This window comes from Pseudomonas sp. GW821-FHT02H06 (assembly GCF_059421525.1).
The window spans coordinates 115,083-129,966 of the sequence record NZ_JBWKVD010000001.1; the positions used below are offsets into that span (position 1 = coordinate 115,083).

Here is a 14,884-nt window from a genome sequence, read left to right on the forward strand (position 1 = left end):
GTACCGCCGGGCCTCGCGCCGGTTGCAGTGCCCCATGTCGCTGCGTAAGAAAAGATTTCCGGAACGCGAGCGTCTACGGTTCCCGGCGACGCTGCTGATGAATCCAGTCGACGATATCGCCCTCTGGCGCATAGCCAGCGACGGTGTCGCCGAGGATCTGCCGAACGCGGGTGTAATCGTCGTCGTCCAGTGCCTTGAGCAGCTGCGAGAGGCTCTGCTTGAAGACGTCCCATGACAGAAAGTCTTCCTGCGCGCTCATGATCATCGGGTGGCGAGTCGCCGCCACGTTGTTGCCGATCAACAGCTCCTCATAGAGTTTCTCGCCAGGGCGCAGCCCGGTGAACTCAATGGCAATGTCGCCTTGGGGATTGTGCTCCGAGCGGATGCTCAGGCCCGACAGGTGCACCATCTTCTCGGCCAGCTCGATGATGCGCACCGGCTCGCCCATGTCGAGCACGAACACGTCGCCGCCCTGCCCCATGGAGCCGGCCTGGATCACCAACTGCGCCGCTTCCGGGATGGTCATGAAGTAGCGGGTGATTTTCGGGTGCGTCACCGTCAGCGGGCCACCGGATTTGATCTGCTGATGGAACAGCGGAATCACCGAGCCGGATGAACCCAGTACGTTGCCGAATCGCACCATGATGAATCGCGTCTTGTTGACCTGATGCACATTGGAGCGGTCGCCGAACATGACCGGCGCGGTTTCCCGGCTCAGTGCCTGCAACGTCAGCTCGGCCAGGCGCTTGGTGCTGCCCATCACATTGGTCGGACGCACGGCCTTGTCGGTGGAAATCAGCACGAAGTTGGCCACGCCCGCCTGCAGCGCCGCTTGGGCCGCGTTAAGCGTACCGACCACGTTGTTGAGCACGCCTTCGGCGATGTTGTGCTCGACCATCGGCACATGCTTGTAGGCCGCCGCGTGGTACACGGTGTTGACCTGCCAGGTCTTCATCACATCCAGCAGCTTGGCGTGATTGCGAATGGAGCCCAGGATCGGCAGCAGTTTGACCTTGAGCGACTCGCGGGCCACCCGCCGCTCCAGCTCGGTAAGAATCGTGTACAGGTTGAATTCGCTGTGATCGAGCAGCAACAGCGTGGTCGGCTTCAACAGCAGGATCTGCCGGCACAGCTCCGAACCGATCGACCCCCCGGCCCCGGTGACCAGTACGCACTGGTTCTTGATGCAGTGTTCGAGCAGCTCCTCTTGCGCAGGCACGGCGTCGCGCCCGAGCAGGTCGGCGATGTCGACTTCCTGGAGATCGTCAACCTTCACTCGACCAGCCGCCAGATCAGAGAAATTCGGTACGCTGCGAACATGCAGCGGGAAGCCTTCCAGGAAGCCGAGGATTTCCCGGCGACGGGCTCGTGCCGACGACGGAATCGCCAGCAGGATTTCCTGGGCGCCGGTGACGTCGATCATCTGCTGAATGTGCTTGGGCTTATAGACCAGCAGCCCGGAAATGACCCGGTTGGAGATCGAGTCGTCGTCATCGATGAACGCTACCGGACGCATCGACCGGCCCATGCGCAGTGCAGCGACCAATTGGTTACCTGCCGCGCCGGCACCGTAGATGGCGACTTTTGGCAGGCCATCGTCGCGGGTTGCAAAGGGCACATGGCGAGCGGCGGAAAACCAGTCACCGAGAAAATACTGACGCATTGCCAGGCGCAGGCCACCGATCATGACCATGCTCAGCCACCAGTAATTGAACATCACCGATCGCGGCACTACATGCTGGTGGTTGCTGTAGAGATAGACCACGACCCCGAGAATCAGGGCCGACAGGCTGACGGCTTTGATGATCGCGATCAGCGCGTCGTTGCCGAAATAGCGCATCACCGCGCGGTACATGCCGAAACGAATGAACAACGGGATCGCGACCACAGGCGCGCTTGCGAACAGCCAGGTATGGATTTCCAGGGGGTTGATGAGTTCATCGATGCCCAGGCGGACGACAAACGCCATCCACAACGCGAACCAGATCAGACAGACGTCTGCGGCGACCTGCATGATCCGCTTGTGCCGACGAGGCAGCGCCAGCAGCGAAGTGCGTATTTTTCCCATCATCCCCTCAAGCACGCGTTCAAACTCCTTTCAGTCGACCCCTGCACCGGCCATTGATTCCTGCCCCGCGGGGGAATCGGATCAACAGCATCAGCAGCAATGTCCAGGCTCAGCCCTTTTCAAGCGCCCCTGCTTTGAAGATGACTGCCAGAGCGAGCAATGGAGCGTAAGCAATGATCACGCCGAGTGCGCCATCCAGCCCGAAACGGGCGACACACACAGCGACCGGCAACAGCCAGCACAGATTGATTACACCGACTGCGGACGTCACCGGAAGGTGCTTGCCAAATCGTCGCGAGGCGAATTGATAAGCGTGACTTCTGTGCGCCTCATAGACCTTGTCGCCCCGAACGAGCCGACGGATGAGGGTTACTGTAGCGTCTACGATGAAAACCCCGAGGAGAATAAGCCATACCCACAAGAACTGCGAGGAAATCCACGCCCCCTGCAGTGACAGACAACCGAGCATAATGCCGAGGAATCCGCTGCCGGCGTCGCCCATGAAGATCTTCGCCGGAGGAAAATTCCAGAACAGAAAGCCCGCGACGGCGCACGCCAACAGGATCGGCAGCCACACCAGAGTGGCAACGCCGCTCAGGGCGTAGATGATCGCAGCGCCAACGCAGACACAGATTGCCTCTACGCTGGCGATGCCGTCGATGCCGTCCATGAAGTTGTACAGATTGAGCAGCCACACCAGGTAGAACGCCGTCAGCACATTAACGATCAAGCCCGGATCGAGGGTCATGCCGAACACGCTGATTGCCGGAAGGCCGCCTAACCAGGACAACGCCCATGCCGCCGCGAAAAAATGCCCCAGCAGACGCCATCGCGCGGCGATGTGGCCGTGATCGTCGAGAAACCCCAGCGCCGCGATCAACGCGCCCGCGCCGAACATGGCCAGGAACAGGTCGCGGCCCATCAGCCCCGCCCATAGCATCCAGACCAGCGCGACCAGATAACTGATGACAATCGCCACGCCGCCGCCCCGTGGCGTCGGAAGGGTGTGAGAGCTTCTACCGTTCGGGATATCAAGCAAGCTTTTGTGCAGCGCATAGCGTCGCAATACATGCGTCAGCGCAAACGAAAACACCACAACCGCAACCGCGACCCACCAATAATTCATGCTCGATCCGTCACCCGAAAATGCTCGACGGTCTTCTTGAGGCCGTCCTCTACCGACACCGGCGGCTGCCACTGCAACCGCTCGCGGGTTTTGCTGATGTCCACGCGCAGCGAACCCAGCACACGCTCGGCCGCCGATTTGCGACCCAACAGTGTGGCGCCGAGCATGATAAGGGATTCGGGTACGGGAATGAGCCAACCGGATGTCCCCATCTGCGCCTTGAGCCGGCTGGCCAGTTCGGTCGTGGAGAGGTCCTGGCCATCGCTGACCAGAAAGACCTGATTCGCGGCGGCAGGATGATCGATGCAGACGCGGATCAGGTCTGTCAGGTTGTCCAGCGAGACCAGGCTGCGCGCATTGTTTACCGCGCCCAGCGGCAGCGGCACGCCTTTGCGCAACGTGCGCATCAGTTGCAGGAAGTTGGCTTTGACGCCGGGGCCGTAAACCAGCACCGGGCGAATGATGACGACTTCCATCGCGCAGGTTTTGGCCAGGGCCTGAAGGCCTTGTTCCGCTTCGTGCTTGGAGATGGCGTAGGGGTCGCTCGGATTGGGCGCGTCGTCCGGACGAAAGCAGTCGCCCCGCGCGGTGGACTCACCGTTGACCTTGATCGTGCTGATGAAGATAAAACGCCGAACGCCTGCGGCGGCGGCCTGCTCAACCAGATTCAGCGTGCCGAGGGTGTTGACCTCCCGGTACAGCGAAAGCGGATCGGCCGCGGTGTCGTGCATGACATGCACCCGCGCTGCGGCGTGAATGACCGTGTCGACGTCATGCAGAACTTCCTGCCATGGGGTGTCGGCAGTCAGCCCGGCAACAATGGCCGTCGTCACGTTTGGAGAAGAATGGGGCGGCGCCCCTCTGCTGACCGCGACAATGTGCGCGTCAGGCAGGTGTGCAAGGTGGTCAACCAGCGCTGTTCCCAAAAATCCCGAACTCCCTGTTACCAGGATTTTTCTGGTCATATCCGATCCATGCACATAAGAATTCGCCGTCCATCACGACGGCCGCTGCGAAACAGCGGCGCCATTGTAGACGATTGGCGTGCGGCCCCGCCAATCAGCAAGCGGGACCGCGCGCCCGGTGCATCACTTGCCGTTGATCAGCGCTTCGATCTCTTTGACCTTGGCTTCAACGAGCGCTGGGTCACGACGGCTCTCAACGTTCAGACGCAGCAACGGCTCGGTGTTCGAGCCGCGCAGGTTGAAACGCCATTCGGCGAACTCGAGGCTGATACCGTCGGTTCTGTCGATGTTCGAGCAAGACGGCGTGTAGTGTTCCAGGATCTTGGCGATGATGGATTTGACGTCGTCGACCTTGTAGTTGATTTCGCCGCTGCACGGGTAGGCCGCCATGCGTTCATCAACCAGCTGCGAGAACTTCTTGCCGGACACCGACATCAGCGCGGCGACCAACAGCCACGGGATCATGCCGCTGTCGCAGTAGGCAAAATCGCGGAAGTAGTGGTGAGCACTCATTTCGCCGCCATACACGGCGTCTTCCAGGCGCATGCGCTCCTTGATAAACGCGTGACCGGTTTTGCACAGCACCGGCGTACCGCCCGCCTGCTTGACCTGATCGATGGTGTTCCAGGTCAGGCGCGGATCATGAATGATTTTCGACCCCGGGTGTTGCTTGAGCAGCATTTCGGCCAGCAGGCCCACCAGGTAGTAGCCCTCGACGAAACGGCCTTGCTCGTCAAAGAAGAAGCAGCGGTCGAAATCGCCGTCCCACGCCAGGCCCAGATCGCAGCCGTGCTTAAGCAGCGCGTCGCGGGTGATGCTGCGGTTTTCCGGCAGCAGAGGGTTCGGCACGCCGTTGGGGAAGTTGCCATCCGGTTCGGCGTTGATGATCACCCACTCGAATGGCAGATGGGAGCGGATCGCGTCCAGTGCGGGACCGACGGCGCCATTGCCCGGGTCGGCGAGGATCTTCAATGGACGAAGGTCGGCACCTTTGACGTAGGTCAGCAGGTGCTCGATGTAGGCGGTCTTGTCCGGCTTGGACTGAACGCTGCCGTGCTGAGCGGCCACTTGACCGAAGTCGCCCGCATCCACGCGCTGGCGAATGGCATCAAGGCCGGTATCACCGCTGATGGGACGTGACGATTTCTGGACCAGTTTCATGCCGTTATAACCCTTCGGGTTATGACTGGCCGTGACCATTACGCCGCCGTCTGCATCGTAGTGGCTGGTGGCGAAGTAGACTTCTTCGGTGCCGCACAGGCCGATGTCGATGACATCCGCGCCGGCTTCCTGAATGCCCTTGATCAACGCCTGAGCCAGGGCCGGGCTTTCAAGACGCATGTCTCGGCCCACTACGATATTTTTGGCACCCAGTTCAACCACCATGGACCGGCCGATGCGGTAAGCAATGTCATCGTCAAGGTCATTGGGTACCTGACCACGGATGTCGTAGGCCTTGAAACAGCGAGTCTGAAGAGCGGGATAGTCGGAATTCATGTGTAAAAACCTATGCGACGAAAAAACCCGAAGGTTCCTCTGTTCAGTAGAAGCAGCTCGAATGATGAACTGCACGCAACCCTCGCGCCTGAAAGCTTGAGGCGTGGGTTAGGCATTGAAAAAGGAGATTAGTTATAGGTGCGCTTGTAATTATCTTCAACGCAAGCGTCGAGGTGTCTGGCGCGCGGGGATTCTATCAGGGTAGACGTGACGCCTTGGGTTTCCTGCGCAGACGCGCAACTGAAACCAACAGGGGGCCAATCAACATGCCCACCAGCAATGCAAAGATCACCGGCACGGCGACCGGCAGCTCGGGTGCGTTCCAGCCAAAGAACACCAGGGCGACGTTCTGCTGGTTTTCCAGCACAAATACGACAATCACCGCTGCGATCAACAGGGCGATAGCCAGAAAGATCAGACGCTTCACATTTCGCATGAGAACTCCTCAAAGAGCTATTGGAGCTCATGCTCCTCTTCTTCGTTCACCCGGTCGCGGAGCTCTTTGCCTGGTTTGAAGTGAGGTACGAACTTGCCGTCGAGGCTGACAGACTGACCTGTCTTCGGATTGCGGCCTACGCGAGGTGCGCGATAGTGCAGGGAAAAGCTGCCGAAGCCGCGTATTTCAATACGGTCGCCCGTCGCCAGGCACTGCGACATCTGCTCGAGCATGGTCTTGATGGCCAACTCCACATCCTTGGATGAGAGCAGTCCTTGATGGGTGACAATTCGTTCGATCAACTCCGACTTCGTCATATTTTTCCCTTCTTTTTCAAGCAGCTAGGTAAAGCGCTTTGAAGGTTTTAGCATGACCAGAAGGATTTGAACAGAGTATGTCCAGACTTAAATGAGTGGAGATTGAAGATCCTCAACAGGCATTGGCCGAACACAGCGCAAAATCACCCGCCCACAAAAAAGGGCGACCGAAGTCGCCCTTTTTCAATGGTCAGACAGAACTCAGTTCTGTTTTTCCATTTGAGCACGCAGCAGGTCACCCAGAGTGGTAGGACCAGTGCTTTCAGCGGTTTCAGGCTTGCTACGCAGGCTCTGAATCGCTTCTTTCTCGTCTTCAACGTCTTTCGACTTGATGGACAAGCTGATCACGCGGCTCTTGCGATCAACGCTGATGATCTTGGCTTCGATCTCTTCGCCTTCTTTCAAAACGTTACGCGCGTCTTCAACGCGGTCACGGCTGATTTCGGAGGCTTTGAGGGTCGCTTCGATGTCGTCGGCCAGAGTGATGATGGCGCCTTTGGCGTCAACTTCTTTAACGATACCGCGGACGATAGCGCCTTTGTCATTGACAGTGACGTACTCGGAGAACGGATCGCTTTCCAGCTGCTTGATACCCAGCGAGATGCGCTCACGCTCTGGATCAACCGACAGGATCACGGTGTCAAGCTCGTCGCCTTTCTTGAAACGGCGTACGGCTTCTTCGCCCACTTCGTTCCAGGAGATGTCGGACAGGTGAACCAGGCCGTCGATGCCGCCGTCCAGACCAATGAAGATACCGAAATCGGTGATCGACTTGATGGTGCCGGAGATCTTGTCGCCCTTGTTGAACTGGCCAGAGAAATCTTCCCACGGGTTAGATTTGCACTGTTTGATGCCCAGGGAGATACGACGACGCTCTTCGTCGATGTCCAGAACCATGACTTCCACTTCGTCGCCAACCTGAACGACTTTCGACGGGTGGATGTTCTTGTTGGTCCAGTCCATTTCCGAAACGTGTACCAGGCCTTCCACGCCTTCTTCCAGCTCTGCGAAGCAGCCGTAGTCGGTCAGGTTGGTAACACGCGCGGTAACGCGAGTGCCTTCCGGGTAACGAGCCTTGATAGCAACCCATGGATCTTCACCCAGTTGCTTCAGACCCAGGGAAACACGATTGCGCTCGCGATCGTATTTCAGGACCTTTACATCGATCTCATCGCCAACGTTGACGATTTCCGATGGATGCTTGATGCGCTTCCAGGCCATGTCGGTGATGTGCAGCAGGCCATCGACGCCACCCAGATCGACGAATGCGCCGTAATCGGTGAGGTTCTTGACGATACCCTTGACCTGTTGGCCTTCCTGCAGCGATTCCAGCAGAGCTTCGCGCTCGGCGCTGTTTTCGGCTTCCAGGACACTGCGACGGGAAACGACAACGTTGTTGCGCTTCTGGTCCAGCTTGATGACCTTGAATTCCAGCTCTTTGCCTTCCAGGTGCGTGGTGTCGCGCACTGGACGGACGTCAACCAGAGAACCTGGCAGGAACGCACGGATGCCGTTAACGTCGACTGTGAAGCCGCCTTTAACCTTACCGTTGATAACGCCCTTGACCACTTCCTCAGCTGCGAAAGCCGCTTCCAGAACGATCCAGCACTCAGCACGCTTGGCTTTTTCGCGGGACAGCTTGGTTTCGCCAAAGCCGTCTTCGACCGCGTCCAGGGCAACGTGGACTTCATCGCCAATCTTGATGGTCAGCTCGCCAGCATCGTTGTGGAACTGCTCCAGCGGGATGAGGCCTTCAGACTTCAGACCAGCGTGAACGGTGACCCAACCAGCCTGGTAATCGATATCGACGATGATCGCGGTGATGATCGAACCGGCCTGAAGGTTAAGAGTCTTTAGGCTTTCTTCGAAAAGTTCAGCAAAGCTTTCGCTCATTTTAATTCCTGTTGATAAGGGCGAAGAATACGCCCATCTGCCACGCTCCAGACAACGTGGGTTTCGTTCATATGAAAGAAAGCCTGCGGGACTATGACTGGTCTCCCACATGACTTTCTGGTCATCCGGCGAGATCGCGGAGTGCGACTTCACTCAGGATGCGTTCAAGCACCTGCTCGATGGACAATTCGGTGGAATCCAGCTGAATGGCGTCATGCGCCGGCTTGAGCGGGGCTACCGCTCGCTGGGTGTCGCGCTCGTCGCGGACACGGATCTCATCTAGCAGACTCGGCAGACTAACATCGTCACCCTTGGCCTTCAACTGCAAATATCGCCGACGGGCACGCTCGTCGACGCTGGCCGTCAGAAAAATCTTCAGTGGCGCGCCGGGAAAGACCACCGTGCCCATGTCGCGGCCGTCGGCGATCAGGCCCGGAAACTCCTGAAAAGCCCGCTGGCGCTGCAGCAGTGCTTCGCGAACAGCCGGCAACGAGGCCACCTGCGACGCGCCACTGCCGACATGCTCATTGCGGATGGCTGACGTGACGTCCTCCCCTTCCAGGATAATGCGCTGACCGTGGTCGTCGGTCGCTGCCATGAACTGCACGTCCAGATGCGCAGCCAGCAGCTTTAATGCTTCTTCATTGGTCAGGTCGACGCCATGGTTGACGGCCGCAAAGGCCAGCAACCGATACAGCGCGCCGGAATCCAGCAGGGACCAGCCCAGACGTTTGGCCAGCTTGCCGGCCACCGTGCCCTTCCCGGAACCGCTGGGTCCGTCGATCGTAATGACCGGAGCTTGAACTTTCACGATTGCCCCTCTTGCGTTACACGAATACCCACCTGAGCACACAGCGTCAGGAAACTGGGAAATGAAGTCGCCACATTGGCGCAGTCCCGGATGCGGATCGGACTGGCCGCGCGCAACGACGCGATACTGAATGCCATGGCGATACGGTGATCACCCTGCGCATTGATTTCACCACCGCCAACGGTTCCACCATCAATAATGATGCCATCTGCGGTGGATTCAACGTTTATACCGAGCGTCGCCAGACCGTCGGCCATGGCCTCAAGACGGCCGGATTCCCTGACGCGTGAGCCCCGGACACCGTTAAACACTGTTCGCCCTTCCGCGCACCCTGCGGCAATAAAGAGTGCTGGAAGCTCGTCAAACGCCAGAGACACCAGCGTCCGTGGAACGGCGATACCCATGAGGCGCGCAGGTCGCACGTGCAGATCAGCCACCGGCTCGCCGCCCGCATCGCGCGGGTTGTGCAGCGTGATGTCCGCGCCCATCAGGCGCAGGATATCGATAACGCCGGAGCGCGTCGGGTTGACACCCACGCCTTCCAGAATCAGGTCGGAGCCTTCGGCGATGGACGCTGCCACCATAAAGAACGCCGCCGAGGAGATGTCGCCGGGCACTTCGATGGGTGCGGCCTTGAGCTCAACCCCTGAATGCAGCGCCACTGTCGCGTCATGAACGGCAACCGAATGACCGAAGCCTTGCAGCATGCGCTCGGTGTGGTCCCGGGTCGGCGCGGGCTCATGCACCATCGTTGTGCCATTTGCGTAGAGACCGGCGAGCAACAGCGCGGATTTCACCTGAGCGCTGGGCAACGGCATGTCGTAGCGGATGGCCTGAAGACCCTGCCCGCCGCGAATGGTCAGCGGCGGCCGGCCGTCCTCTGCGGTTTCAATCACGGCGCCCATCTGGCGCAGCAGCTCAACGACGCTGGTCATCGAGCGCCGCGACAGCGAGGCATCGCCGGTCAGCACGCTGTCGAATCGCTGCGCGGCCAACAGGCCACAGAGCAGGCGCATCGACGTGCCCGAGTTACCCAGATAAAGCGGCCCCGGCGCCGGTTGAAGCCCGTTGAGGCCGACGCCGTGAATGGTCAGGCGACCGTGGTGCGGCCCTTCGATGACCACGCCCATGTCGCGGAACGCCTGCAACGTTGCCAGCGCGTCCTCACTTTCGAGAAAGCCTTCAACGACGCTGGTGCCTTGGGCCAGGGACCCGAGCATGATCGCCCGATGGGAAATCGACTTGTCACCCGGCACGCGAACCTGTCCGCGGACAACACCGCCGGGCTGCGCCATAAACGTCAGGTCGGCGCCCGCTGCTTTTTCAACGTAGGCGCGACGGGCGAGGATCTTGCCGAAATGCTCCCGGGCGACGCGAGCCCGGGTGAACACACCGAGCAATTGGTGTCCATCGCCTGCATCCACGGCGTCGCGCAGCGCATCGAGATCACTGCGGAAGGTGTCGAGGGTGCGCAGCACGGCCTCGCGGTTCGCCAGGAAGATGTCATGCCACATCACCGGATCACTGCCGGCGATGCGCGTGAAGTCGCGGAAACCGCCCGCGGCATAACGGAAGATGTCGAGGTTTTCGTTGCGCTTGGCCAGCGAGTCCACCAGACCGAACGCCAGGAGGTGCGGCAGATGACTGGTCGCCGCCAGCACTTCATCGTGGCGCTCGACCTGCATGTGCTCGACGTCTGCGCCCAGAGCCGACCAGAGACGGTCGACCAGCGCCAGCGCCGACGGATCGGTTTCCGCCAGAGGGGTGAGAATGACTTTGTGCCGTTTGAACAGCTCGGCGTTGGAGGCTTCCACCCCGCTCTGCTCGGAGCCGGCAATCGGGTGACCCGGCACAAAGCGCGCCGGCATCACGCCAAACGCTTCGCGGGCAGCGCGGACCACATTGCCTTTGGCGCTGCCGACATCGGTCAGCACGGCATTGCCCAAGTCCAGGCCTGCCAGCACGCCGAGGAGCTTTTCCATGGCCAGGATCGGCACGGCCAACTGAATGACGTCAGCCCCCACGCAGGCGGCAGCGAGATTGTCTTCACAGCGATCGACCACGCCCAGTTCGACGGCCAGCGTGCGCGATTGCGGGTCGAGATCGACGCCCACGACTTCGCGGCACAGGCCACTTTCCTTCAACCCTTTGGCGAACGAACCACCGATCAATCCGAGGCCGACCACCACCAGGCGGCCGATCATAGGCGCAGCGGGTTGCAGCGACGTGACATCAACCACGCGCCAGAACCTTGCTCAACGCCTCGAGGAAACGACTGTTCTCGGCCGGCAGACCAATGCTCACCCGCAGGTGATCGGGCATGCCGTAACCGCCGATCGGGCGAACGATCACGCCTTCGCGCAGCAATCCTTGATAGACCGAAGCGGCTTCGCGGCCCAGGTCCACGGCGATGAAATTGGCTTTGGAAGGAATCCAGCTCAGGCCCATCTGACCAAGCCCTGCTTCCAGCTGCTGCATGCCGGCTTCATTCAACTGACGGCTTTGCGCAACATAGTCAACGTCGTCCAACGCGGCGCAGGCGGCGGCCAGCGCGAGGCTGTTGACGTTGAATGGCTGACGCACGCGGTTCAGCACGTCGGCCACGACCGGCGAGGACAGGGCATAACCAACGCGCAAAGAGGCCAGACCATAGGCCTTGGAGAACGTACGCGACACCAGCAGGTTCGAGTGATCGCTCAGGAAGTTGAGACCGTCTGGCAGGTCAGCGCCCTCGGCGTATTCAATGTAGGCCTCGTCCAGCACGACCAACACGTTGTCGGGCACCTGCGCGAGGAAGTCAGCCAGCGCACTCGGTCCGAACCAGGTCCCGGTGGGGTTGTTCGGGTTGGCGATGAAGACGACCCGGGTGTTGCTGTCGATGGCGGCGAGCATGGCCGGCAGGTCGTGACCCCACTCTTTCGCCCTGGCGACGCGGGCGGTGGCGCCCACGGCCTGGGTGACGATCGGATAGATCGCAAACGCGTGTTCGCTGAATACCGCATTGAGCCCCGGCGCCAGGTAGGCACGGGCGACAATTTCCAGAATGTCGTTGGAGCCGTTGCCCAGCGTCACTTGTTCGGGCGGCACGCCACAGGCTTTCGACAAACGCTGCTTGAGCTCGAAACCGTTGCCGTCAGGGTAGCGGGTCAACTCCGCCAGTGCGTCTTTGATCGCCTGCAACGCCTTGGGGCTGGCGCCCATGGGGTTTTCGTTGCTCGCCAGCTTGATGATGCGCGCCGGATCGATATCCAGTTCACGCGCCAGTTCGTCCACCGGTTTGCCGGGAACGTAAGGCGATAGTTTTTGCACGCCGGGCTGTGCCAGCGCGAGGAAGTCGCCGCTCATGTACCGCTTTACCTCTTCAGAAAAACCCGTGGGGCTGCAAGTCCGGACGCAGGATCAAAGCACTGCTTTCGGATAGGAACCCAACACCTTGAGCGCCACGGCTTCCTGGCTGATCTGCTCGAGAACGGCCTTGATCAGCGGGTCGCGGTGGTGGCCAACGAAATCGATGAAGAACACGTAGGTCCATTTACCGCTTCGCGAGGGACGCGTTTCGATGCGCGTCAGGTCGATGCCGTTCTGGTGGAAAGGCACCAGCAGCTCATGCAGCGCGCCCGGCTTGTTGCTCATCGAGACGATGATCGACGTCTTGTCGTCGCCGGTCGGCGGCACTTCCTGATTGCCGATCATGAGGAAGCGCGTGGAGTTGTCCGGACGGTCCTCGATCTTCTCGGCAATCCGCGTCAAGCCATAAAGGCCCGCCGCCATATCACCGGCGATCGCCGCCGAGTTCCACTCACCCTTGACCCGCTTGGCCGCTTCGGCGTTGCTGGCAACGGCGACGCGTTCGACGTTCGGGTAATGCGCGTCCAGCCACTTGCGGCATTGCGCCAGGGACTGGGCGTGGGAGTAGATGCGGCTGATGCTGTCGGTCTTGGTGTTCTCGCCCACCAGCAGATGATGGTGAATGCGCAGCTCGACTTCGCCACAGATGACCATGTCGTGCTCAAGGAAGCTGTCCAGGGTGTGGTTGACCGCACCTTCGGTGGAGTTCTCCACCGGGACCACGCCGAAGTTGACCGCACCGGCGACCACTTCACGAAAAACTTCGTCGATCGCTGCCATGGGCTTGCTGATCACGGCGTGGCCGAAATGCTTCAGCGCAGCGGCTTGAGTGAACGTGCCCTCAGGGCCGAGATAGGCGACCTTGAGCGGCTGCTCCAGCGCGAGGCACGAGGACATGATTTCGCGGAACAGCCGCGCCATCTCTTCGTTGCTCAGCGGGCCACGGTTACGCTCCATGACGCGCTTGAGCACCGCCGCTTCACGCTCGGGCCGATAGAACACCGGCTCTTCGCCTGCCGGCAGTTCGGCCATCTTGACCCGCGCGACTTCCTGGGCGCAGCGGGCGCGCTCGCTGATCAGTTCCAGAACCTTTTCGTCCAGGCTGTCGATGCGGACCCGCAGTGCCTTGAGCTCTTGTTCAGACATTAGCCGTGTTCCTTCTCGAACTCTGCCATGTACGCGGTCAGGGCGTTGACCGCACTGAGGTCGATGGCATTGTAGATGGACGCGCGCATGCCGCCGACAGAACGGTGGCCTTTGAGGTTGAGCAGGTTGCGCGCTTCGGCACCCGCGAGGAACGGCTTGTCCAGGCGATCATCGGCCAGACGGAACGGCACGTTCATCCACGAGCGGTCGGACGGGTTGATCGGGTTGCTGTACAGACCGCTGGCGTCGATGAAGTCGTACAGCGTGCGTTGCTTGAGTTCATTGCGCGTGGCCATGGCCTCGACGCCGCCCTGCTCTTTCAGCCATTCAAAGACCAGACCGGACAGGTACCAGGCCAGCGTTGGTGGCGTGTTGTACATGGAGCCGTTGTCGGCCGCGACCTTGTAATTGAGCATGGTCGGGCACAGCGAACGCGCGCGACCCAGCAGGTCCTCGCGGATGATTGCCACGACGATGCCACTCGGGCCGATGTTCTTCTGGGCACCGGCGAAGATCATGCCGAAACGCGAGACGTCGACAGGGCGCGAGAGGATGTCCGAGGACATGTCTGCCACCAGCGGCACGTCACCGGTATCCGGAATCCAGTTGAATTGCAGACCGCCAATGGTCTCGTTGGGCACGTAGTGAACGTAGGCCGCGTCTTTCGACAGCTTCCACTCGTTCTGACCGGGAATGGCAAAGTAGTCGGAAGGTTTGGCGCTGGCGGCGACATTGATGTTGCCGTAGCGCGATGCTTCTTCAATGGCTTTCTGCGACCAGATGCCGGTGTCGATGTAGTCGGCCGTGCCTTTTTCCGGCAGCAGGTTCAACGGAACCTGAGCGAATTGCTGACTGCCGCCACCTTGAAGAAACAGCACTTTGTAATTGGAGGGGACAGACAGCAGATCGCGAAAATCCTGCTCCGCCTTGGTGGCGATGGAGACGAACTCGTCGCTGCGATGGCTCATTTCCATGACGGACAGGCCTTTGCCATGCCAGTCCAGGAGTTCGGCCTGGGCGCGCAGCAGAACAGCTTCAGGGAGCGCAGCAGGACCTGCGCAGAAGTTAAAGGCTCGCTTGCTCATATCCACTCTCGTCGTGTCACTGAATTAATTTGGAACGGGTGAAATGCGGGGAAGTGCGAAACAGGGACTGTATTGTGTCAGAAGATCCGCATCGCGACCGTCGTTGCCTCCGATTGCTCCTACAGACGTTCTCTGGTCGGGCGCTGAGATCGACTGTAGGAGCAATCGGAGTTTGCGACGATCGCGAAAGCG

The 14,884-nt window shown here is 60.2% G+C and carries 12 protein-coding genes; all 12 read right to left on the reverse strand.

The window, feature by feature from the left end:
- Nucleotides 1–73: 73 nt before the first annotated feature.
- On the reverse strand, nt 74–2,068 hold the full coding sequence (locus AC07VF_RS00575) for a polysaccharide biosynthesis protein (RefSeq protein WP_407073233.1): 1,995 nt from the start codon (nt 2,066–2,068) through the stop codon (nt 74–76).
- A 109-nt stretch (nt 2,069–2,177) separates the two neighbouring features.
- Complete coding sequence (locus AC07VF_RS00580; RefSeq protein ID WP_495008863.1) at nt 2,178–3,194, reverse strand: MraY family glycosyltransferase; 1,017 nt, start codon at nt 3,192–3,194, stop codon at nt 2,178–2,180.
- A complete protein-coding gene (locus AC07VF_RS00585) occupies nt 3,191–4,159 on the reverse strand; it encodes a UDP-glucose 4-epimerase family protein (RefSeq protein WP_495008862.1) in 969 nt (322 codons plus the stop codon). Before AC07VF_RS00585 ends, AC07VF_RS00580 begins: the two co-directional genes overlap by 4 nt.
- Before the next feature lie 123 nt (nt 4,160–4,282).
- Nucleotides 4,283–5,656 (reverse strand): phosphohexomutase domain-containing protein, encoded by a 1,374-nt coding sequence (locus tag AC07VF_RS00590; protein WP_495008861.1) that lies wholly within the window; start codon nt 5,654–5,656, stop codon nt 4,283–4,285.
- 196 nt (nt 5,657–5,852) lie between these two features.
- The gene (locus AC07VF_RS00595) at nt 5,853–6,092 is read right to left on the reverse strand and encodes a lipopolysaccharide assembly protein LapA domain-containing protein (protein ID WP_192172815.1); all 240 of its coding nucleotides are present in this window, start codon (nt 6,090–6,092) and stop codon (nt 5,853–5,855) included.
- A gap of 17 nt (nt 6,093–6,109) precedes the next feature.
- Nucleotides 6,110–6,409 carry an integration host factor subunit beta gene (gene ihfB / locus AC07VF_RS00600; protein WP_037011901.1) on the reverse strand — a complete coding sequence of 100 codons (300 nt, stop codon included), beginning with the start codon at nt 6,407–6,409 and terminating at the stop codon, nt 6,110–6,112.
- A gap of 201 nt (nt 6,410–6,610) precedes the next feature.
- The gene (rpsA, locus tag AC07VF_RS00605; protein ID WP_065992985.1) at nt 6,611–8,302 is read right to left on the reverse strand and encodes a 30S ribosomal protein S1; all 1,692 of its coding nucleotides are present in this window, start codon (nt 8,300–8,302) and stop codon (nt 6,611–6,613) included.
- A gap of 121 nt (nt 8,303–8,423) precedes the next feature.
- Nucleotides 8,424–9,113 carry a (d)CMP kinase gene (cmk, locus tag AC07VF_RS00610; protein ID WP_065992981.1) on the reverse strand — a complete coding sequence of 230 codons (690 nt, stop codon included), beginning with the start codon at nt 9,111–9,113 and terminating at the stop codon, nt 8,424–8,426.
- Nucleotides 9,110–11,317: a bifunctional prephenate dehydrogenase/3-phosphoshikimate 1-carboxyvinyltransferase gene (locus AC07VF_RS00615; RefSeq protein WP_495008916.1), complete on the reverse strand. Its 2,208-nt coding sequence runs from the start codon at nt 11,315–11,317 to the stop codon at nt 9,110–9,112. The genes cmk and AC07VF_RS00615 overlap by 4 nt, the downstream gene beginning before the upstream one ends.
- Before the next feature lie 28 nt (nt 11,318–11,345).
- A complete protein-coding gene (hisC, locus tag AC07VF_RS00620) occupies nt 11,346–12,458 on the reverse strand; it encodes a histidinol-phosphate transaminase (protein ID WP_495008860.1) in 1,113 nt (370 codons plus the stop codon).
- Nucleotides 12,459–12,512: 54 nt separating this feature from the next.
- Nucleotides 12,513–13,607: a prephenate dehydratase gene (gene pheA / locus AC07VF_RS00625; RefSeq protein WP_192172818.1), complete on the reverse strand. Its 1,095-nt coding sequence runs from the start codon at nt 13,605–13,607 to the stop codon at nt 12,513–12,515.
- The gene (gene serC, locus AC07VF_RS00630; protein ID WP_192172819.1) at nt 13,607–14,692 is read right to left on the reverse strand and encodes a 3-phosphoserine/phosphohydroxythreonine transaminase; all 1,086 of its coding nucleotides are present in this window, start codon (nt 14,690–14,692) and stop codon (nt 13,607–13,609) included. The genes pheA and serC overlap by 1 nt, the downstream gene beginning before the upstream one ends.
- Nucleotides 14,693–14,884: the final 192 nt, after the last annotated feature.